Raw genomic sequence first — 19,819 nt, 5'->3', positions numbered from 1 at the left:
CGATTCCCTTACACTTTTCAAGGAGCGATTTATACTATGAATCCACAGCGTAAACGAATGATTATTTCGGAAATAAAATATTGGAAGCAGAACAAGCTGTTGCCGGAACATTACTGTGATTTCCTAATCACTCTCTATGCTCAGGGGCAGGATGTGAAGGAAGTGAACGCCACCGAAGCCATTTTTGTCAAGGAAAAAAAGAAATTGAATCGGGCCATTGCTATGCTGTCCATACTAGCAATAATCGTTGGTGGAGGCATGTTTGTGTTTATCGAATACCCAGGATGGACTCTTGCTTTGACGGCTGTTGTTTCGTTCTCATTTCTCTTGTTGACGATGCGTAAATCAACAATTCAAATGGGAATCGCACCTGTTTTATACATACTAGCCTCCTTGATGTTGCTGTTAATGTCTTTGAAGCTATGGGTTGTCTTTTTCGAAGGGTATACGATGTTACTAATCGGATTACTTATATTGAACTGTGTACTCTGGTTATTTGCGGGACGTATGCTTAAATTGCAGTATTTCACAATCTCTGGAGCAGCTGGCCTACTATTAATCATTGTATTCTTGCTTGTCTCGTTCTGAATACTCCTATTCTTTTAATAATAGTTGTGAAAACGATAGACAATTCGTTATAATTGAAATTGTAAGCGTTCACAACAAAGGGGATGAAGATGTTGAATTTCGATTTGACAGAAGAACAGCAGATGATTAAAAAAATGATTCGGGAATTCGCGGATGAAGTTGTTGCACCAGGTGCAATCGAGCGCGACCGGACAAAAAAATTTCCAGTAGAGGTGTTTAAACAGCTCTCCGAAATGGGAATGATGGGTTTACCGTTTTCCGAGGAATATGGGGGCGGAGGAGCCGACACAATAAGTTTTGCAATTGTTACGGAAGAACTGAGCCGTGCATGTGCGTCAACGGGAATTACATATTCTGCGCATATTTCATTGGGTGGAGCACCGCTTAACCTATTTGGTACTGAAGAACAGAAACATACGTATTTGACGCCTATTTGTACAGGGGAATCATTTGGCGCATTTGGATTGACAGAATCGAATGCGGGCTCGGATGCGGGTGGGACGCAAACGACAGCAAAAGAAGACGGTGACGATTATGTCATCAGCGGTTCTAAAGTGTTTATAACGAATGCGAGCTACGCCAAGCACCTTGCAATTACCGCTATCACGGGGAATGAAGGCGGGAAGAAAGAAATCAGTGCAATTATCGTACCGACTAATGCAGAAGGCTTCACGGTTATGGACAACTATGAAAAAATGGGCCTTAATGCTTCTAATACGACAGAACTCGTGCTTGACAACGTCCGCGTACCAAAAGAGAACCTGCTAGGAACTCAAGGTAACGGTTTCCGGCAGTTCCTCGTCACGTTAGACGGTGGACGTATCGGAATCGGTGCTATGGCAGTAGGGATCGCCCAGGCGGCATTTGACCGGGCACTCCGCTACTCTAAAGAACGTAAGCAATTCGGTAAAACGCTTTCTGAATTCCAAATAACACAATTTAAGCTGGCAGATATGGCAATGAAAATTGAGCTGGCACGTACTATGGTCCATAAAGCAGCGTGGCTGAAAGATCAAGGGCGTCCATTCTCGAAAGAAGCTTCCATGTGTAAACTATATGCATCGGAAATTGCTATGGAAGTAGCAAGTGAAGCAATTCAGATTCATGGCGGTTATGGCTATATGAAAGAATATGAAGTAGAACGCTATATGCGGGATGCTAAGCTTCTTGAAATTGGTGAAGGTACTTCAGAAGTTCAAAGAATGGTCATTGCCAGATTAATCGGCTGCTAACAATACAAGCGGAAGGTGCCTGCAACTTGATAACAATAAAATGTTTGTCGAAATTGTCACAAACACCGAAAAAATCATCGATAACTCTTTCAGTTTCCTATTGAATACAGTACAATAATAGTTGTGTACTGTATTCATTACAGAATAGATCCTGATAAAGGAGGGTAATTCAATGGGTAAAAATCCAATAGTTCCTTATATCCTTATTTTTGCGCTTGGAATCGGTCTTATTTTCTTCATGTCTCTTTATGGACTTGAACAGAAAAATGAAATCGCTGGACAAGGCGAAGAGGGGAAAACTGAAGAAGCTCCAAGTTCTGCGGAATTTGATGCTGAAGCAGTTGCTCAAGGGAAATGTATAGGCTGTCATGGTGGAGATCTTACAGGCGGAATGGGACCAGCATTAGTTGGGACTGCTCTATCTAAGGACGAAATTAAAAGCGTTATAAAAGACGGTAAAGGCGCAATGCCACCTATGGGCATTACAGATGATGCCGAGCTTGACGCTATGGCAGATTATATTTTATCACTTAAATAATCCTTAATTAGGAAGAGCTGTCGGTTAGCAGAGCATTTCTGTGGACTGATGGCTTTTTCTATTTCCTGGGAGATTATAAAGTCATGTACTATTTATAAGTTTTCCACTAAGAGATTTCTCGTCTAGACTCCGGGCACCAGCCCCTCGAGTCGCTGCTGTCTTGCTGATAAGGCAAAGTGCACCTTTATCTTCAAGCCCTCCAGCGCTTGTCGGGTCTAAACGGCGCCCTGCGCTTTTGTTCTTAGTACAAAGTGCAAAATGCGACGAAATCTACTACAATTAACGTATTGAAAGGCGGCGATTATTTGAACTCAGAACGATTATCAAACAGATTGAAGGCAGTTGCTTCATTTGTTGACGAAGGTGCAGTTGTTGCAGATATCGGCAGTGACCATGCTTATTTGCCATGTTTCCTCCTCCATACAAATAAAGTGAAGAAGGCAGTCGCGGGAGAAGTAGCCAGAGGGCCATTTGAATCTGCGGTTAAAAATGTGCGTCGTGAGGGTTTTTCGGAGGCAATTACGGTGCGATTGGCAGATGGTTTATTCGCAATTGAAGAGAATGATGCTGTCGATACGGTAACGATCGCAGGGATGGGCGGACCGCTTATCGCCACTATTTTGGAAAGCGGCAAAGACCGTCTTTCTCAAGTGAAGCGAATCATTACACAACCGAATATCTATTCAAGAGCAATTCGTGAATGGGCTGTTTCTAACGGGTGGAAAATAATAAATGAACACATTTTGAAAGAAGACGGCAAAATATATGAAATTATCGTGATGGAAAAAGGGCAGGCAACGTATGGTGAATTAGAATTGATGGCGGGTCCTTTCTTGCTAACATCAAAAACCGATGTATTCATTGAGAAGTGGGAAAGCGAATTGTTGGAATGGAAACGTGTACTTGATTCCCTGACAAAAACAACTGAAACTGCTGCAATAAAAACGAAAAAAGTACAGTTGACACGTCATATTGAATTAATTGGAAAGGTGTTGGCGACTTGAAAAAAGTGAATGGTCATGAAATTATTATGCTATTTGAAAAGTGGTCTCCAAAACGCTTTGCAATGGATGGCGATCCAGTCGGTCTACACATCGGGCAATTAAACCGGACGGTAGAAAATGTGTTGGTTACATTGGATGTCAACGAAGAAGTGATCGATGAGGCAATCCGGAAAGGTGCCAACCTTATCATTGCGCACCATCCACCACTTTTCAGACCGTTGAAAAGTCTATTAACGGACACGCCGCAAGGTAGAATGATCGAAAAGTGCATAAAAAATGATATTGCTGTCTATGCAGCACATACGAACCTTGACGTTGCACCGGGCGGAGTAAATGATATGCTTGCTGAAAAACTTGGTTTAGTTGACACGGAAATAGTTGAGATAACTTATTCTGAGCTGCTTTATAAATTGGTCGTCTTCAGCCCTATAACACATGCGGATGAAATTAGACAAGCGCTGCAAAAAGCGGGTGCTGGTGCAATTGGCGATTACGTAGGATGCAGTTTTAGCTCATCAGGTATCGGACGTTTCACGCCTGTCGAGGGAGCTGAGCCGTTTATTGGGGAAGTTGGTAAAGGTGAGAAAGTCAAAGAGGAGAGAATTGAAGTGGTTCTACCGGGACCTATGCGTAGTAAGGTGCTAAAAGCGATGCTAGAAGTCCATCCATACGAAGAGCCGGCGTTTGATTTAGTTGCTCTTGATCAACAGTCAAACGACTATGGTCTTGGCCGTATTGGGAAACTTCGGGAAAAGACGACTCTTGGACAATATGCGGAACTTGTAAAAAAAGCATTCGATGTTCCAGCACTTCGATTTGTCGGTGATCCAAACAAGGAGATTCGAAAAGTTGCGGTGTTGGGCGGAGATGGTAATAAATATATAGGGGCTGCTAAACGAAGTGGAGCGGATGTTCTGGTAACTGGAGATTTGTATTACCATGTTGCCCATGATGCGCAAGCGATGGGACTTGCTGTCATCGACCCGGGCCACAACATTGAGAAGGTGATGATTCAAGGTGTTGCGGACTATATGCAGGCAGCTTGCGCGAAGGCTGGCTATAATGTGTCGTTTATCGAATCGGAAATCAACACGGAACCGTTTACTTTCAATTGATGTCAAATGAAGAAAAAACCAGCCTCCGTAAGTAGAGGCTGGTTCATTTAAGTTGTTGTGTACGGTTCGATTCGTTCCACAGGTGTAGGATTTTTAATTTTTGGTAAGATTTTTTCCAAAAGGAATTTCCGCTCTGGATGATGTGTAGAAGGATCTTCTGGATTGAACTTCTCAAGGAATGCAATCACTTCACGCACAATCAATGTCGGTGTCGAAGCACCCGCTGTGACAGATACAGTTTCGATCCCTTCCAACCACTTGACGTCCAGTTCGGAAACATCCGATACCCGGTACGATGGAGTGTTGGCAATTTCGACAGATACTTGTGTCAGACGGTTCGAGTTGTTACTCTTCGGATCGCCTACGACGATAAGAAGGTCTGATTCTCCTGCATGTTGTGCGACGGCTTCTTGCCTTACTTGAGTAGCAAGACAAATTTCCTTATGCACTTCGATATGCGGATATTTCACTTTAAGTGCGTCCATAATGTGAACAACATCCCATTGGCTCATTGTCGTTTGGTTTGTGACGAGCAGTTTAGCATTCTGTATAGTGAGGTTTTCGACATCCTCAATCGTTTCGATCAAATGTACAGCGTGAGGAGCGACGCCGATTGCACCCTCAGGCTCTGGATGATGTTTTTTCCCAATGTAAATGATGTCGTAGCCTTCTGCAGTCTTTTCCCCAATCAAGTCGTGGGTTACAGTTACATCGGGACATGTTGCGTCAATCGACACAAGGCCTTTTCTTTTCGCAAGTTCCCGTACTTCAGGTGAAACACCATGTGCAGTGAAGATAACTGTGCCCGTTTCAACTTTTTCAAGAATTTCTAGACGATTTTCGCCATCAATTGTGATGATGCCATCTTCTTCAAACGCATCTGTTACATGTTTGTTATGGACAATCATTCCCAATATATAAATGGGTCTCGGCAATGTTTTGTCGAGTGCCGCATTTCTAGCGATGATCATTGCATCGACAACCCCATAGCAATAACCTCTAGGGGTAATCTTTAATACTTTCATGCCGTTTCACTCCTCTAATAGGATCTATCAACCATTATAACGGAGTTGGGCGGCGGATTCAAAATTATCGAATGGGCGGCTGGAAGATGCGAGGGGCTGACAGGCCGGATGCAACATTTGCAACTGACCGTGCGGCTGATACTCCTCCGCTTACAGGTAAACTAGCGGCACCGGCTACTGGGAGTGATTGAAAGCCTTTATACAATCGCCACATTGCGGGCAAGTTTTGAACCATTGGCGCGAATTGTTGGACCACAGGTGCGAATTGCTGGGCTGTATTTAAGAATTGGTTCGCCGTTTGCATATACGATTCCATTTTTGATGGAACTTGTTGCTCCCCTTGACCAGCCATCGGACCCCCAGCTGGGTTGCCCATTGGCCCCCCGGGTGGATTGCCCGTTTGACCCCCGAATGGATTGCCCATTGGGTCATTCATGAACGGTTGTCTGGGTGTTTGCTGCCTCATTTGAGAAGGGGGTCCGAAGCTCGTTTGTCCCATGGAAGTTGGTTGTGATTGTTGTCGCGCGAATGGATAAAAGGATTCATACCTCATAATTATCTCCTTTCAATTAATCAGAATGGACTTTCACATAGTATACTATGCGAAAATCGCATACGGCGGAACGAAATCGTGTTATAATAGGTGTACATTAGGAGGGTTACGAATGTCTAAATTTACAGATTATCAATTTAAACCGTTTTTACGGGAAGCAATCGGGAGGCTCGGCTTTGAAAATCCGACACCGATCCAAAAGGAAATTATACCGCTCATCCTGAAAGGGACGAATGCAATCGGACAAGCACATACAGGAACGGGTAAATCTCACAGTTTCCTTATACCGATTTTACAACGTACTGATGTAGCTGTTGATGAACTTCAAGCGGTTATCACAGCTCCGACAAGAGAGTTGGCGACGCAACTGTACAATGAACTTGCGAAGATGACAGAAGGCACAGATGTGCGCAGTTCACTGCTCATAGGGGGGACGGACAAACAACGGTCTATCGGGAAATTAAAATCGAATCCACATATTATCGTTGGAACACCAGGACGAATTAGCGATATGTCCGAAAATGGAGCACTTGTTATTCATACCGCTAAAATTTTGGTTATAGATGAAGCGGATCTTGCATTCGACATGGGCTTTATCGAAGATATCGATAAGTTTGCAGCAAAAATGCCGGCTAAACTTGAAATGTACGTATTTTCAGCAACGATTCCGGAAAAGCTAAAACCGTTCCTAAATAAATACATGGAATCACCTGTTCATGTGAAAATTGGTGAACGTAAACCATTGACTGAAGGGATGCACTACTCCCTTGTTCCTGTTCGCAGTATGAGTAAAAAGAAAAAGTTATTGCAAGTAATGGAAGGAATCAATCCTTATTTAGCAATCATCTTTATGAATACAAGACAAAACGCTGAAGGACTCGCAACTTTCCTTTCAGAAAGCGGCATTAAAGTCGGAAGAATTCACGGCGATTTAACACCGCGTGAACGAACACGGATGATGAAGCAAATCCGTGATCTAGAATTCCAATATATCGTAGCAACAGATCTTGCAGCACGTGGAATTGATATTCCGGGTGTCAGTCACGTTATTAACTTCGAACTGCCTGAAGATCTGGAGTTCTTCATACACCGCGTGGGACGTACTGCACGTGCCGGGCTTAAGGGAACGGCAATTACACTGTACGAACCGTCTGAAGACGATAAAGTAGTTAGAATTGAAAAAATGGGTATTCCGTTTGTTCATGAAGAAGTAAAAAATGGTGAGTGGGTTGAAGTAAAAGAGCGCCATTCAAGAAAAAATCGAGTAAAAGAAGTGGATGATATTGACCGTAAAGCAATTTCATTCGTTGCGAAACCGTCAAAAGTAAAACCAGGTTACAAAAAGAAAATGGCTCAGAAGGTAGAGAGCTTTAAAAAGAGAGAAAGGAGACTGAAACGTAAAAAATGACAAATGATAAGCCATTATTGCTTGGCTCCCACGTTTCGATGAGCGGCAGCAAAATGCTACTAGGCTCAAGTGCGGAAGCTGCAAGTTACGGAGCAACTACTTTCATGATTTATACCGGCGCACCCCAGAACACACGGAGGAAGCCGGTTGAGGAACTGAATATAGCAGCAGGCCATCTGAGTATGGAGGACAATGGACAATCAAATATCGTCGTCCATGCTCCGTATATTATCAACATTGCAAATACGTTAAAGCCTGAGACATTCAGACTTGGTGTCGACTTTCTGCAAAGTGAAATCGAACGCACAGCTGCACTTGGCGTTGATCAGATTGTCCTTCACCCAGGCGCGCACGTCGGTGCGGGTGTTGATCTAGGAATCGCGAAAATTATCGAAGGACTAAATGAAGTTCTTTCCCAGGACTATCCAGTTCGCATTGCTCTCGAAACGATGGCAGGGAAAGGGACTGAATGCGGTCGAAACTTTGATGAAATTGCTGCGATTATCGACGGTGTCACACATAACGAACGTTTATCGGTTTGTTTTGATACCTGTCACGTTCATGACGCGGGCTATGATATCGTCGGTGACTTTGAAGGTGTACTAAACGAGTTCGATAAAATTGTGGGTATGGACAGAATATCTGTTATTCATGTCAATGATAGTAAGAATGAGCGCGGTGCAAAGAAAGACCGCCATGAAAATATAGGTTTCGGTCATATTGGATTTGAACCACTTTCTTATATCGTTCATCATGAAGGGTTCCAATCGATTCCTAAAATCCTTGAAACACCTTTTGTAGGTTTAGATCCAAAGAAGAAAACGGCACCTTATCAATTTGAGATAGAAATGTTGAAAGCAAAAACGTTTCAACCGGAGAAGATTGATTTGTTAAGAATTTAAATAGCAAAACCCACCTGCAAATGATATTTATGCAGGTGGGTTTTCTTCTTTTAGACATACTTGTCACTTGGTGGAGTCTAAATACTTTTTAAATAGGACTTCAGTTTTATTATCACCAATAGCTCCACGGATTTTAGCGATAAAAGTTTCTGGAATCCCAGTGAAGAGCCAATGGAAAGAAATTTCATCAAGCAATGGCCGAAGTGCTCTTATTTCTGTTTTGGAAAAGTCAATTCCGTATTGCTTTGCAATGATTTTCACTTCATCATCGCTTCTCGTTTTGACCTCATTTAGTAGTTGCGCATAATCCACTGATAATTCCCTCTTTCTTAAATGGTTGTATCCACTCGTGTCATGGTTTATAATTTGACGAGTGAATCGGAATGATTCCTGTTTTAAGGAAAGGATAGTAAAATGACAACTAATCTTATTCAATTGGACGACGTCAGTTTCAATTATGAACAGTCAATCGCCCTTGATCATATTTCTCTCGAGGTAGGAGAGGGTGAATTTTGGGCCTTGATAGGGCCGAATGGTTCTGGTAAATCAACACTCATCAATATTATTCTCGGTCTCTTACAACCAACCAGTGGCTCGGTAAAACTTTTTGGTTCGGATATAGAATCATTTAAGCATAGGGAACGGATTGGCTATGTTTCACAGAAATCCAATTCGTTTAACTCAGGTTTCCCAGCAACCGTTCTTGAAGTTGTACGTAGCGGTTTGACTCGGAAAGTAGGAATGTTCAAAAGCTTTTCGAAGAAAGATGAGCAGCGAACGCTAGAAGCACTTAGTATCGTCGGTATGGACAGTTACGCGAAACGAAATATGGGCGAGCTATCCGGCGGTCAACAACAGCGTGTGTTCATAGCAAGGGCGCTTGCAGGAGAACCAGATCTTCTTATTATGGATGAACCGACAGTTGGTATTGATCAGCAAAATGTCGCGTCGTTTTATTCTATGCTGAATACATTAAATCGTGAGCATGGAATCGCAATCTTGCTTGTAACACATGAAATTGACCTCGTTACTGATCTTGCAACCCATGTGGCTTGTTTGAACCGAACGATTCATTTTCACGGAAAACAATCCGATTATAAAAAGATGGAAGATGATGACGTTTCTAGATGGTATGGACACCCTGTTCGGCGCGTCCACCAGCAAACGGATGAGGTGGAACGATGATTAATGATATTTTATCGTATGAGTTTCTGCAAAATGCATTTCTTTCCGGCTTAATCATCGGTGTTATCGCTCCTTTACTAGGATTGTTTATCGTCGTCAGACGTCTTTCCCTTATCGCGGATGCGCTCAGTCATGTTGCACTTGCGGGAATCGCTGGAAGCCTTTATTTGAGCCAACAAGTACTGTTCTTTGCGGCGCTGAACCCAGTTTACCTCGGGATCGCATCTGCTGTAGGTGGGTCACTGCTGATTGAAAAATTGCGGGGTGCATACCGTCATTATGAGGAACTTGCAATTCCGGTTATTTTGTCGGCAGGTATCGGCCTAGGTGCTATTTTCATCTCGTTATCGAAAGGCTTCGGCTCTGATCTGATTGGTTATTTATTCGGTTCTGTTTCAGCGGTTAGCAGGCAGGATCTTTTCATTGTTATCGTTATTGCAATCATTGTTATCACCTATATCCGATTTCTTTATAAAGAACTATTTGCCTTGTCATTTGACGCGGAGTATGCCAAAGTTTCCGGTATTAATTCGCGCTATATCCAGATGGTGTTCATGATCATTGTCGCGCTTGTTATTGGGGCTTCTATGCGGATTGTCGGTATATTACTTGTGTCGTCACTTATGACGATTCCAGTAGCGGCAGCTATCCAACTTGCGAAAAGTTTTAAGAGTGCGATGATTTATTCCATTATTTTCGGCGAGTTAGCGGTTATCATTGGACTTGTTTCAGCCTATTATCTTGATATTGCTCCGGGAGGAACGATTGTTATCACGTCAATCGTTATTTTGTTAGTGGTGCTCGCTTGGAAGAAAATGCAGGGCGGACGTAATGCCCGTATGGTGAAGGGGGAGTTGGTTTGACACTTGATGAGGCATGGCGGATTCTTCAGGAAAACCAATTTAAACGAACGAAAAATAGAGATACGATTTTAAAGTTCTTTTCGAATAAAGACCGTTATTTAACTGCTCTCGAAGTGAAGAACTTCATGGCAGACGATAATCCGGGAATAAGTTTCGATACGATCTATCGAAACTTATCAACCTTTTCAGAACTGGGGATTCTTGAAGAAACAGATTTGAACGGGGAACGGCATTTCCGAATGCAATGTGATCCTGGCGTTCACCACCATCATTTCATTTGTACAGCATGTGGCAAGACGCGCAGTATTCCGCATTGTCCAATGGAAATGATTACTGTCAATTTACCGGACTATGAAGTGGAAGGACATAAATTCGAAATCTATGGAAAATGTCCGCTATGTGTGCAAAAATGAAAAACGTTGTGAAACTCTTAGATTAGAGTTTCACAACGTTTTTTTAGTTAAATGAAGGTTCTTCTATTGGAAATAACTTCTTGATTCTATTATTCGCTTCTTGCCAATCGTAGACACGGATGACGCCATTAGGAATTGGCTTCCGGTTATACGGTGTGTCAAAAAGTATGACCGGAATGTCGAGTTCTTCATGGATTTCAACCGCGTTGTCATGCTTGTCTTCAAAAAAGGCATGAACACCGAACTTTTTCGCTGTTTCAATTTTATAATGACTTCCGACAAGTTCGATATGATCATACGGGATTTCCTGTTGTTTGAACCAGTCTAGTGTGGAGTCATAGACGTGATGGCCGCGGGCAGAAATGTAATACAGTTCAAACTGCGCCTGCCAGCTGGTTAACGTTTCTTTGGCATATTGTTGTGCAGCTGAGGTTTTGTAAATATGCGCCTCCGCACTTCTATACCATTCGTAGAAGGCTTTTTCATCTACCGTAAACGCTTTTGTTAAGTCATATTCTTTAATATCATCAAGGACAAGATTGCATCCGTATTGCTCATTGATATGCGGTAATAGAGAAGTGGGGCATGTCACAGTACCGTCAATGTCGATGCCAAAGCGGAGGTTTCTCATTCCGCTGTCCCACCTTGCAGGAGAAGTTCTTCCTGTCTTTTCTTTTCGAAATATTCTTCCGCAAGTTTGTCAATTTCGATTTTTAATTCTTCGACCATCGTTGCTTCTGGTACTTTGCGCACCGTTTTCCCTTTCATGAAGAGAAGACCTTCGCCGCGGGCACCCGCGATTCCGATATCCGCTTCACGTGCTTCGCCGGGACCATTGACCGCGCAACCGAGCACCGCAACTTTCAGTGGTGCTTTAATGTGTGAAATATATTCTTCGATTTCATTTGCAATCGTAATAAGGTCAATTTCAATCCGTCCGCATGTCGGACATGATATAAGTGTAGCTGCGTTCGAAGAAAGGGCGAATATTTTCAATAACTCGCGTGCCACTTTAATTTCTTGGACAGGATCAGCACTCAGCGATACGCGCATCGTGTTGCCGATGCCAGCTGACAGAAGGGTGCCCAGACCCGCCGAACTCTTAATAGACCCTGAAAACAATGTCCCAGACTCTGTAATGCCGAGGTGCAAGGGATAATCGAATGCTGCCGCGGCTTTTTGATACGCTTCGACTGCTAAATTTACATCAGAAGCTTTTAATGACACGATGATGTCGTGAAAATCGAGGTCTTCCAATATTTTAATGTGATGCAGGGCACTTTCTACCATTCCGTCGGCAGTTGGGTAACCGTATTTTTCAAGAATCTTTTTCTCAAGTGAACCAGCGTTGACACCAATTCGAATCGGAATACCTTTTGCTTTCGCTGCATTGACGACAGCTTCGACTTTCGCCTGTCTTCCTATATTACCAGGGTTAATTCGAATTTTGTCTGCCCCTTGTTCAATAGCAATCAACGCCAATTTATAGTCGAAATGGATATCGACAACAAGAGGGATATTGATACGTTTTTTGATTTCACCGATGGAATAGGCCGCGCGCTCATCTGGACACGCAACACGGACAATTTGGCATCCGGCTTCTTCTAGGCGCAAGATTTCTGCGACTGTTGCTTCGACATCATGTGTCTTAGTCGTTGTCATACTTTGGATGAAAAGCTCGTTGCTTCCGCCAATTGTTAGGTTACCAACTCGTACAGGACGTGTGTTTTTTCTGTTTATCATAGCATTCATTTATTTCGCTCCTTAGTCGGCCTTAGCCTCATAACTATAACTATTTTAGCAATCTTCATAGTAAAAAGACAAGGGACAACCCTTATCGATTAGACTCTATGCATTTTTCCGTTTGTAAAAGGGGAAGCGGGAGTACGATTTTCTCGCCTCCGATAATCTGTTGATTTTGAAGATGTGGGTTCAAGGTGTAGAAGGAAGACAACCTATCAATAAAGCTAGACTCGGGATCTGGATATAATGCGAACAGTGTTTCGATAGTATCTCCATCAACTGTAGTGACAGGTATCGTCTTCACTTTTTGTTCTTCTTTACATGTTGGCTGTTCTTGAGCATAAGAAGCAAGCGGGATTGTGCCTTCCATTAAATCGAGTCGGATAAAATGAACGGTTACGAATAATAAGACTGCGAGTAGTAGTATTCTCATGGAAATTCCCCCTTTCGCCACTATATGCACGGAAAGGGGAAGTATTCATCGAGGTATTTTTGGATAGTACTTAGCTGCAGCCGCAATATAAGCGAAGTGGACAAGGGATGTGATGGCTGTACTAGCGTTATTCATTGCCGGAAAGAAATCAAGCCCGATGGTCAGAAGAATAGGGATAGTAATCGCAATAGCGGAAGTTCTCCACATATGACGGTATTCCCCACGTCTTTTCATAAGTTTTAACAACAGGATTCCCACGTATCCAAAAATACTGATTCGAATGAAGATATAAGATGTACTGATAACGAGCTGCAGAAGAATTGCAATTGGATAAATCAGTCCTCCAATTGTTTCTCCGTGTTCGAGCAGTTCTGGCGAAGATTCGAAAAGTGTTGCATTTCCTACTAAATAACGGGTGAATGATAGCAATGTGAACAACGCAACGAAAATGAAAACATAGCGAAACACTTTGCCAATGGGTAATAGGCGAAAGGCTGCCAATTTTTTCGGTTCATGGATTGCTGCTTTGACTAGTTGGTGGAACTTCACTTTAAAACCTCCTCCATCTAAACCAGTCTATCATTTAACGACGCAATTGTGCGCGCAACTATTTTCGACAGAATGATGACATTTCCTAAATCAATTGTTAAGGGAATGTAAAGATTCGACTCCTGCTATTTACAATTGGGGGTGGCTATCGTCATAATGAGATGCGATACATAAAGCATAATGGAGGTTGACTGCATAATGGAGGTAAACTGGCAGGAAATACTGTTCCAGTTTTTTGGTGGACTCGGAATTTTCTTGTTCGCTATAAAGTATATGGGAGATGGCCTTCAAAAAGCGGCGGGGGACAGGCTTCGCGCAATCCTTGACCGATTCACGACGAATCCGTTCATGGGTGTATTGGTCGGGATTATCGTTACAGTCTTAATTCAATCGAGTTCTGGGACCACTGTTATTACTGTAGGACTTGTGAGTGCTGGTTTCATGACACTCCGACAAGCCATTGGCGTCATAATGGGAGCCAATATTGGGACGACAGTAACTGCGTTCATAATCGGCCTTGATGTCGGAGCGTATGCACTGCCAATTATGGCTATTGGAGCATTCCTCATTTTCTTTGTTAAGAAAAGCCAGGTAAAAAACTTGGGAGAAGTCATTTTTGGCTTTGGTGGACTTTTCTTAGGGCTCGAATTAATGAGTGGCGGGATGAAGCCGCTTCGGGAATTAGATGTATTCACTGATATGATGCTTTCGATGAGCGATCAACCGATGCTTGGAGTAGTTGTCGGTACAGTATTTACATTGATTGTTCAAAGTTCGAGTGCAACGGTTGGTATTTTGCAGGGCCTTTATGCCGAAAATCTCATAGATATGAATGGAGCATTGCCAATTCTGTTTGGAGACAATATTGGGACAACCATTACGGCTATCCTTGCTTCAATCGGTGCATCGGTAGCGGCGAAACGTGCTGCCGCAGCACACGTATTATTTAATGTTGTTGGAACGGTCATCTTCATGCTGCTGCTTATACCGTTCACTGCATATGTTGAGTGGCTATCGGGTGTGTTGGTCCTTGAAAGTAAAATGCAAATTGCGTTTGCACACGGTTCGTTCAATATTGCCAATACAATCATCCAGTTCCCGTTAATCGGAGCTTGGGCTTGGTTAGTTACGAAAATGATTCCGGGTGAAGATGTTACAATCGAATACAAACCGAAGCATCTAGACAGGCACTTTATCGAGCAATCACCTGCCGTTGCAATCGGACAAGCGAAAGAAGAAATTATTCGGATGGGTGAATTCGGTGTCCGTGGTTTACAGGAGTCTTTCGAATACTTGAAAACTGGCAATAAAAAACATGCAGAGACTGCTTATCAAATTGAAGATGCTATCAATAACCTAGACCGTAAAATTACGGACTATCTTGTTGAAATCACTACAGTCAGTATTTCGCCGATAGAATCCACACGTCACTTTATGCTTATGGATACAGTCCGTGATATTGAACGGATTGGTGACCATTTTGAAAATATCGTCGAACTTATTGATTTCCGCGATGTCAACCGTGTGAAATTGACGGACGACGCGATGAATGATCTGACGGAAATGTTCACGCTTACGATTGAAACTGTTCAGAAAGCTGTTGAATCACTCAATCACAATGATATGGAGATGGCAAGAACAGTTGCTGAAAAAGAAGTTCTCATTGATAAAATGGAGCGGAAATTCAGAAAGAACCATATTTTAAGACTTAATGAAGGACGTTGTACCGCGCAATCAGGCATGGTGTTTGTTGATATCGTTTCTAACCTGGAGCGTGTAGGTGACCATGCAGTGAATATTGCAGAAGCAATTCTTGGCAATCGGGCATAAAGATTCATATAGGGGGATGGTTTCATGGAGTTTTTAGGTTGGATTATTGCAATTGTCATGTTCATTATTGCATTTGCGGGACTCATCTATCCAATCATTCCATCTGCTCTCTTCATCGTAGGAGGTTTCCTTCTATATGGATTCATCAATACATTTGATGGGATGACTGTTTGGTTTTGGATTATTCAGGTGTTATTCGTTATCTTGTTGTTCGGTGCAGACACACTGTCGAATCTCGTCGGCGTGAAAAAATTTGGAGGTTCTAAGGCGGGCATGTGGGGGAGCACAATTGGACTTCTTATCGGTCCTTTCGTCATTCCAGTTGCCGGTATTTTAGTGGGGCCATTTTTGGGTGCTGTTATCGCGGAACTTGCCGTATCTCGGTCTGGCGTGAAGCAAGCCATAAAGACAGGTGTCGGTTCTCTCGTCGGATTTCTGACGTCAGTTGTCACAAAAGGACTTGTCATGACTGTGATGATTACTGTCTTTATTTTCTTTATCAAATGAAACGTTCCAAAATAGTCCATTTTATTTGAACGTTATTCATAATTTTGATAATGTTGAAAGGTAGCATATTTATGAATCTTTTGAGGAGGAATGGACAAATGACTTACAAATTACCAGAACTACCTTACGCTTATGATGCACTTGAACCACACTTTGACAAAGAAACGATGAGTATTCATCACACTAAACACCATAATGCATATGTGACGAACCTGAATAACGCTCTTGAAGGAAATGAAGAACTTCTAAACAAATCTATCGAAGATCTTATTGCGAACCTAGATGCAGTACCTGAAGGCAAACGTACGGCTGTCCGTAACAACGGCGGCGGTCACGCAAACCACTCACTATTCTGGGAACTTCTATCAGCAGATGGTGGCGGCAATCCGTCAGGCGCATTAGCTGAAGCAATCGACAACAAGTTCGGTAGTTTTGATGCATTCAAAGAAGAATTCGCAAAAGCGGGCGCAACTCGTTTTGGATCAGGATGGGCTTGGCTTGTACTGAATGGCGGAGAACTTGAAATTATGTCTACTCCAAACCAGGATTCACCAATCATGGAAGGCAAAACGCCTCTTCTAGGGCTTGACGTTTGGGAGCATGCTTACTATCTAAACTATCAAAACCGTCGCCCTGACTATATTTCAGCATTCTGGAATGTTGTTAATTGGGACGAAGTTGCAAAACGTTTCGGTAAATAAGTTTTTATCTTCATTTAGAAGGAACCAAGCACACATCTTGTTCGTCAAGATGTGTGCTTTTGTTATTTTCAATGTTATAATTCAAAATGATTAACGAAGTAGGGGGGACATTATGAAAAAACAGATGCGTAAGGCGGATCAAGCTAAAATACGCCAACGGAAACATATCGCATTCCGGATGAACTTCCTATTCTTTTCAATCTTCGTCCTATTTTCATTGCTAATTTTCCGACTTGGCTATTTACAAATCGTCAAAGGTGAAGATTATTCTCGTGCGTTGGAAAAAACGGAAGAAATTCCTGTCAACACAAGCGTACCAAGAGGGAGAATATTTGACCGCATGGGACGTGTTCTTGTTGATAATGATCCGAAAAACGCCATTACATATACGAAAATGACGTCGACGAGTTCAGCAGATATGCTAAAAGTCGCTGAGCAACTTGCGGTCTTGATTGAACAAGAAACGAAAAGGATTACCATTGGGGATAAGAGAGACTTTTGGATTTTAAAGAATTCTGAAGCGGCATCGAAAAAGGTTTCTCAAAAGGAACAAGAGGCCCTTGAAAAGGATAGCTCGCTTTCGCGAATTGAGTTGCAACGTGAAATAAATAAGCTAACGAGGGAACGGATTACGGACGAGGAAATTAATTCATTCACGGAAGAGGAGCTAGAAGTACTCGCGATTTACAGGGAAATGATGTCGGGCTATGCGTACTCTCCGCAAATCGTCAAAAGTGGAAATGTGACGGATGAGGAATTCGCGACTGTTTCTGAACGCCTAGGAGAGTTGCCGGGCGTCGATACAACAACAGATTGGGAACGTGTAAGGAGATCAGACAATACGATTCTAGGAACAACCACGAGCCCTATTGAAGGTATTCCTGACTCGCGCAAAAATTATTACTTGGCACGGGATTATTCAAGAAATGACCGTGTCGGAAAAAGTTACATTGAACAATATTATGAAGAATTGTTAAAAGGTCAAAAAACAATTGTTAAGAATATTAAAGATCGTAGCGGACGTGTTATCGAAACAAAAACAATTCGAGAAGGCGAACCGGGCAAGGATCTTATTCTGACGATTGATAGCGAACTGCAACAGACACTTGAAAATATTGTGTCGGATAAACTGTTGGAATTGAAAAGAGGGCCAAATGCCGGTGAATTGGACAGGGCTTTCCTAGTCATGATGAATCCGAATAACGGTGAAGTTCTTTCGCTTGTAGGTAAGCAGGTTGTTACGAATCCGGAAACAGGCAAGCTTGAAATATGGGACTATGCATTTGGCACGTTCACTGCACTCCATGAAGCGGGATCAACTGTGAAGATGGCAACTCTTCTTACGGGGTATCAGGAAAACGTTGTACGTATCGGCGAAACGAAGATAGATGAGCCAATTAGAATTGGCGGTATTACAAAAAGATCGCTGTTTAATCAAAACTCTAGGGTTGCTGTAAATGATATTGAAGCAATCGGTAGGTCTTCGAACGTTTATATGTTCAAAATCGCTTTGGCTATGGCGAATTCTGGATCTAGCTCTCAAGATTCTGAACTTAATAGAAAAAATGCATTCGATACGTTCCGACAATCTTTCGCTTCTTTCGGGTTGGGAACAAAAACCGGCATTGACTTACCGGGTGAGTCGGGCGGTCTGATTGGCGATAGTAATTCAATAGGTATCTTATTGGATTTATCCATCGGACAGTACGATACCTATACAACACTTCAACTTGCTCAATACGTCTCAACAATTGCGAATGGCGGTTATCGTATAGCTCCGAAAGTGTTAAAAGAAATACGCGAACCATCTGAGGATGGAGAAATTCTTGGGCCTCTTATCCAAGAAATAGGGGTCAATATCTTAAACAGAATTCAGAATACAGATGCAGAAATTGATCAAGTGAAGCGCGGTATGCATTACGTGTATTATGGGTCTAAAGGGACGGCTCCGAATCAATTTGCTGGAAAAGACTATGATGGAGCTGGGAAAACGGGGACAGCGCAGGCATTTAGCTCTGGAAAACCAACAATCAACCTATCACATGTGGGTTTTTCACCTTATGAAAACCCGGAAATAGCTTACGCGGTCGTCATTCCTAATATCTCTACAGTTCCGCGTGGCTACACATATGCTAACAATCAAATTGCGAAGGAGGCTGTGGAAGAATATTATAAATTGAAGGCGAAAAGGGCTGGAGAAGAAACTTCTACAGCGGGTAAACAGCCAATTATACAGGCGCCTAAAGTAGAGCCCGAATAAAAAAGTAGAGACAACCATGCTTAATGGTTGTCTCTACTTTTTTATTGTCGTGATTTCTTTGGCGATTGCTTTGAAATTCATTGAAGAATCGACTTGGTGTTCACCGATTTGTATTTTGCCAGTTAGGTTATTATCTTCAAGATATGAATTGAAGATGGCTGCATTCTCGATAATACCCAATCTTTCTAGGTTTGCTGAGACAACTGTTGAATTCGAACCGTCTTCAATCACTAAAATGGTTTTAAGAATTGTATCGGAAGAAGAGGAGTTACTTTCGGTGCCGTCGTCTTCCTTTTCATCGACTTTCTCCATATCTACTTTTGAAGCATTTTCTTTAACCGAAGATGTAGTCTGTGCAGTAGCTAATAGCTCTTTCGTTTTAGCAAGTTCACTTTGGAGTTTCCCGACAGTATCCCGCAATTGTTGCGAGTCTATGTCTGAAGGAACCTTACTACCGATGGTGAAATAAAGGATTCCCGCGGCAAGGAGACAGCCAATCCCGACTGCCCGTAAAATATCACGGATCATGCAATCACGCCTTTCGATTGTAACACTGTGATTACATCGTCGTTTGATAAGGAGGAACGTACAGCAATATCGCTGATAGAATAACCTTGGGAATGCAGTGACAGAATTTGATTGACAATGATTACGTGAACAGGTTTTGCTGTAGTCTGCGTTTTATGGCCTGCAGCTAACGGACCGACACCAATCATTAACTCTTCCTCAATTGCTTTTAATCTTTTCTTTAACCCATTCGTTTCCTGATGAATACTAATTGAAACCTGTTCCAATTCATCTGCATAACTGGATGAAGAATTACCGAGGAAAAATGAAGCTATTATACATATTAGTCCAATAATAAGCAGTATTATTGTGATGTCCATTTTACCACCCCTTTAGTGAATCTTTTTGCTACTATTTTACCATAAGAAAGCTGTTTTGGAAATTTCGATTTTTCTAGTGGACA

The 19,819-nt window shown here is 42.4% G+C and carries 23 protein-coding genes; 14 read left to right on the top strand and 9 right to left on the bottom strand.

Features of this window, described 5'->3' with window-relative positions:
* The first annotated feature begins 36 nt into the window (after nucleotides 1-36).
* From H2672_RS07155 to H2672_RS07135, 5 genes are all read left to right on the top strand, one after another.
* Nucleotides 37-588 (top strand): hypothetical protein, encoded by a 552-nt coding sequence (locus H2672_RS07155; RefSeq protein WP_186670611.1) that lies wholly within the window; start codon nucleotides 37-39, stop codon nucleotides 586-588.
* 92 nt (nucleotides 589-680) lie between these two features.
* On the top strand, nucleotides 681-1,820 hold the full coding sequence (locus H2672_RS07150; RefSeq protein ID WP_186670655.1) for an acyl-CoA dehydrogenase family protein: 1,140 nt from the start codon (nucleotides 681-683) through the stop codon (nucleotides 1,818-1,820).
* Nucleotides 1,821-1,992: 172 nt separating this feature from the next.
* Entirely contained in the window at nucleotides 1,993-2,358 is a 366-nt protein-coding gene (cccA, locus tag H2672_RS07145) for a cytochrome c550 (protein WP_186670610.1), read from the top strand.
* 305 nt (nucleotides 2,359-2,663) lie between these two features.
* Nucleotides 2,664-3,362 (top strand): tRNA (adenine(22)-N(1))-methyltransferase, encoded by a 699-nt coding sequence (locus H2672_RS07140; RefSeq protein ID WP_186670609.1) that lies wholly within the window; start codon nucleotides 2,664-2,666, stop codon nucleotides 3,360-3,362.
* Nucleotides 3,359-4,477, top strand: a complete 1,119-nt coding sequence (locus H2672_RS07135) for a Nif3-like dinuclear metal center hexameric protein (protein WP_186670608.1) — start codon at nucleotides 3,359-3,361, stop codon at nucleotides 4,475-4,477. The genes H2672_RS07140 and H2672_RS07135 overlap by 4 nt, the downstream gene beginning before the upstream one ends.
* A gap of 47 nt (nucleotides 4,478-4,524) precedes the next feature.
* Here the strand turns inward: H2672_RS07135 and H2672_RS07130 are convergent, their stop codons facing one another.
* A complete protein-coding gene (locus tag H2672_RS07130) occupies nucleotides 4,525-5,502 on the bottom strand; it encodes a 4-hydroxy-3-methylbut-2-enyl diphosphate reductase (protein WP_186670607.1) in 978 nt (325 codons plus the stop codon).
* A gap of 64 nt (nucleotides 5,503-5,566) precedes the next feature.
* A complete protein-coding gene (gene vrrA, locus H2672_RS07125; RefSeq protein ID WP_186670606.1) occupies nucleotides 5,567-6,055 on the bottom strand; it encodes a VrrA/YqfQ family protein in 489 nt (162 codons plus the stop codon).
* A gap of 112 nt (nucleotides 6,056-6,167) precedes the next feature.
* Here vrrA and H2672_RS07120 point away from each other — a divergent pair, with 112 nt between their 5' ends.
* Nucleotides 6,168-7,463, top strand: a complete 1,296-nt coding sequence (locus H2672_RS07120) for a DEAD/DEAH box helicase (protein ID WP_186670605.1) — start codon at nucleotides 6,168-6,170, stop codon at nucleotides 7,461-7,463.
* Nucleotides 7,460-8,365 carry a deoxyribonuclease IV gene (locus H2672_RS07115; protein WP_186670604.1) on the top strand — a complete coding sequence of 302 codons (906 nt, stop codon included), beginning with the start codon at nucleotides 7,460-7,462 and terminating at the stop codon, nucleotides 8,363-8,365. Before H2672_RS07120 ends, H2672_RS07115 begins: the two co-directional genes overlap by 4 nt.
* 63 nt (nucleotides 8,366-8,428) lie before the next feature.
* Here the strand turns inward: H2672_RS07115 and H2672_RS07110 are convergent, their stop codons facing one another.
* The gene (locus tag H2672_RS07110; protein WP_186670603.1) at nucleotides 8,429-8,677 is read right to left on the bottom strand and encodes a hypothetical protein; all 249 of its coding nucleotides are present in this window, start codon (nucleotides 8,675-8,677) and stop codon (nucleotides 8,429-8,431) included.
* 102 nt (nucleotides 8,678-8,779) lie between these two features.
* Between H2672_RS07110 and H2672_RS07105 the strand changes: the two genes are divergently transcribed.
* The 3 genes from H2672_RS07105 to H2672_RS07095 are packed head-to-tail and all read left to right on the top strand — an operon-like array spanning nucleotide 8,780 to nucleotide 10,826.
* Entirely contained in the window at nucleotides 8,780-9,550 is a 771-nt protein-coding gene (locus H2672_RS07105; RefSeq protein ID WP_186670602.1) for a metal ABC transporter ATP-binding protein, read from the top strand.
* Nucleotides 9,547-10,413, top strand: coding sequence for a metal ABC transporter permease (locus H2672_RS07100; RefSeq protein ID WP_186670601.1), 867 nt, complete (start codon nucleotides 9,547-9,549; stop codon nucleotides 10,411-10,413). Before H2672_RS07105 ends, H2672_RS07100 begins: the two co-directional genes overlap by 4 nt.
* Nucleotides 10,410-10,826, top strand: a complete 417-nt coding sequence (locus tag H2672_RS07095; protein WP_186670600.1) for a Fur family transcriptional regulator — start codon at nucleotides 10,410-10,412, stop codon at nucleotides 10,824-10,826. The genes H2672_RS07100 and H2672_RS07095 overlap by 4 nt, the downstream gene beginning before the upstream one ends.
* A 43-nt stretch (nucleotides 10,827-10,869) precedes the next feature.
* Here the strand turns inward: H2672_RS07095 and H2672_RS07090 are convergent, their stop codons facing one another.
* The 4 genes from H2672_RS07090 to H2672_RS07075 form a co-directional block, all read right to left on the bottom strand.
* Nucleotides 10,870-11,457 carry a 5' nucleotidase, NT5C type gene (locus H2672_RS07090; RefSeq protein WP_186670599.1) on the bottom strand — a complete coding sequence of 196 codons (588 nt, stop codon included), beginning with the start codon at nucleotides 11,455-11,457 and terminating at the stop codon, nucleotides 10,870-10,872.
* Nucleotides 11,454-12,578 carry a flavodoxin-dependent (E)-4-hydroxy-3-methylbut-2-enyl-diphosphate synthase gene (gene ispG / locus H2672_RS07085; protein ID WP_304626073.1) on the bottom strand — a complete coding sequence of 375 codons (1,125 nt, stop codon included), beginning with the start codon at nucleotides 12,576-12,578 and terminating at the stop codon, nucleotides 11,454-11,456. The genes H2672_RS07090 and ispG overlap by 4 nt, the downstream gene beginning before the upstream one ends.
* 82 nt (nucleotides 12,579-12,660) lie before the next feature.
* Nucleotides 12,661-13,002, bottom strand: coding sequence for a hypothetical protein (locus tag H2672_RS07080; RefSeq protein ID WP_186670598.1), 342 nt, complete (start codon nucleotides 13,000-13,002; stop codon nucleotides 12,661-12,663).
* Between the two features lie 45 nt (nucleotides 13,003-13,047).
* Nucleotides 13,048-13,551 carry a DUF1189 family protein gene (locus H2672_RS07075; RefSeq protein ID WP_186670597.1) on the bottom strand — a complete coding sequence of 168 codons (504 nt, stop codon included), beginning with the start codon at nucleotides 13,549-13,551 and terminating at the stop codon, nucleotides 13,048-13,050.
* Between the two features lie 198 nt (nucleotides 13,552-13,749).
* Between H2672_RS07075 and H2672_RS07070 the strand changes: the two genes are divergently transcribed.
* From H2672_RS07070 to H2672_RS07055, 4 genes are all read left to right on the top strand, one after another.
* A complete protein-coding gene (locus H2672_RS07070; RefSeq protein ID WP_186670596.1) occupies nucleotides 13,750-15,381 on the top strand; it encodes a Na/Pi cotransporter family protein in 1,632 nt (543 codons plus the stop codon).
* A 24-nt stretch (nucleotides 15,382-15,405) separates the two neighbouring features.
* Nucleotides 15,406-15,888: a DUF456 domain-containing protein gene (locus tag H2672_RS07065; RefSeq protein ID WP_186670595.1), complete on the top strand. Its 483-nt coding sequence runs from the start codon at nucleotides 15,406-15,408 to the stop codon at nucleotides 15,886-15,888.
* Between the two features lie 98 nt (nucleotides 15,889-15,986).
* Complete coding sequence (locus H2672_RS07060) at nucleotides 15,987-16,589, top strand: superoxide dismutase (RefSeq protein ID WP_186670594.1); 603 nt, start codon at nucleotides 15,987-15,989, stop codon at nucleotides 16,587-16,589.
* Between the two features lie 112 nt (nucleotides 16,590-16,701).
* Nucleotides 16,702-18,849 (top strand): peptidoglycan D,D-transpeptidase FtsI family protein, encoded by a 2,148-nt coding sequence (locus tag H2672_RS07055; protein WP_186670593.1) that lies wholly within the window; start codon nucleotides 16,702-16,704, stop codon nucleotides 18,847-18,849.
* Between the two features lie 33 nt (nucleotides 18,850-18,882).
* Here the strand turns inward: H2672_RS07055 and H2672_RS07050 are convergent, their stop codons facing one another.
* Together H2672_RS07050 and H2672_RS07045 are read right to left on the bottom strand one after the other, a co-directional pair.
* Nucleotides 18,883-19,377, bottom strand: coding sequence for a hypothetical protein (locus H2672_RS07050; protein ID WP_186670592.1), 495 nt, complete (start codon nucleotides 19,375-19,377; stop codon nucleotides 18,883-18,885).
* Nucleotides 19,374-19,736, bottom strand: a complete 363-nt coding sequence (locus H2672_RS07045) for a hypothetical protein (RefSeq protein WP_186670591.1) — start codon at nucleotides 19,734-19,736, stop codon at nucleotides 19,374-19,376. The genes H2672_RS07050 and H2672_RS07045 overlap by 4 nt, the downstream gene beginning before the upstream one ends.
* Between the last annotated feature and the right edge of the window lie 83 nt (nucleotides 19,737-19,819).

The organism is Sporosarcina sp. BP05 (assembly GCF_014282005.1).
Classification (GTDB): Bacteria; Bacillota; Bacilli; order Bacillales_A; family Planococcaceae; genus Sporosarcina.
Note: the sequence above shows the minus strand (reverse complement) of the source record. Positions and strands in the feature narration are given on the sequence as shown.

What these genes read in the sequence shown, in the direction of transcription:
- H2672_RS07155 (WP_186670611.1), top strand. Translation starts at nt 37, where the DNA reads ATGAATCCACAGCGTAAACGAATGATTATTTCGGAAATAAAATATTGG.
- cccA (WP_186670610.1), top strand. Translation starts at nt 1,993, where the DNA reads ATGGGTAAAAATCCAATAGTTCCTTATATCCTTATTTTTGCGCTTGGA.
- H2672_RS07130 (WP_186670607.1), bottom strand. Translation starts at nt 5,502, where the DNA reads ATGAAAGTATTAAAGATTACCCCTAGAGGTTATTGCTATGGGGTTGTC.
- vrrA (WP_186670606.1), bottom strand. Translation starts at nt 6,055, where the DNA reads ATGAGGTATGAATCCTTTTATCCATTCGCGCGACAACAATCACAACCA.
- H2672_RS07120 (WP_186670605.1), top strand. Translation starts at nt 6,168, where the DNA reads ATGTCTAAATTTACAGATTATCAATTTAAACCGTTTTTACGGGAAGCA.
- H2672_RS07115 (WP_186670604.1), top strand. Translation starts at nt 7,460, where the DNA reads ATGACAAATGATAAGCCATTATTGCTTGGCTCCCACGTTTCGATGAGC.
- H2672_RS07105 (WP_186670602.1), top strand. Translation starts at nt 8,780, where the DNA reads ATGACAACTAATCTTATTCAATTGGACGACGTCAGTTTCAATTATGAA.
- H2672_RS07100 (WP_186670601.1), top strand. Translation starts at nt 9,547, where the DNA reads ATGATTAATGATATTTTATCGTATGAGTTTCTGCAAAATGCATTTCTT.
- H2672_RS07090 (WP_186670599.1), bottom strand. Translation starts at nt 11,457, where the DNA reads ATGAGAAACCTCCGCTTTGGCATCGACATTGACGGTACTGTGACATGC.
- ispG (WP_304626073.1), bottom strand. Translation starts at nt 12,578, where the DNA reads ATGAATGCTATGATAAACAGAAAAAACACACGTCCTGTACGAGTTGGT.
- H2672_RS07080 (WP_186670598.1), bottom strand. Translation starts at nt 13,002, where the DNA reads ATGAGAATACTACTACTCGCAGTCTTATTATTCGTAACCGTTCATTTT.
- H2672_RS07070 (WP_186670596.1), top strand. Translation starts at nt 13,750, where the DNA reads ATGGAGGTAAACTGGCAGGAAATACTGTTCCAGTTTTTTGGTGGACTC.
- H2672_RS07065 (WP_186670595.1), top strand. Translation starts at nt 15,406, where the DNA reads ATGGAGTTTTTAGGTTGGATTATTGCAATTGTCATGTTCATTATTGCA.
- H2672_RS07060 (WP_186670594.1), top strand. Translation starts at nt 15,987, where the DNA reads ATGACTTACAAATTACCAGAACTACCTTACGCTTATGATGCACTTGAA.
- H2672_RS07055 (WP_186670593.1), top strand. Translation starts at nt 16,702, where the DNA reads ATGAAAAAACAGATGCGTAAGGCGGATCAAGCTAAAATACGCCAACGG.
- H2672_RS07050 (WP_186670592.1), bottom strand. Translation starts at nt 19,377, where the DNA reads ATGATCCGTGATATTTTACGGGCAGTCGGGATTGGCTGTCTCCTTGCC.
- H2672_RS07045 (WP_186670591.1), bottom strand. Translation starts at nt 19,736, where the DNA reads ATGGACATCACAATAATACTGCTTATTATTGGACTAATATGTATAATA.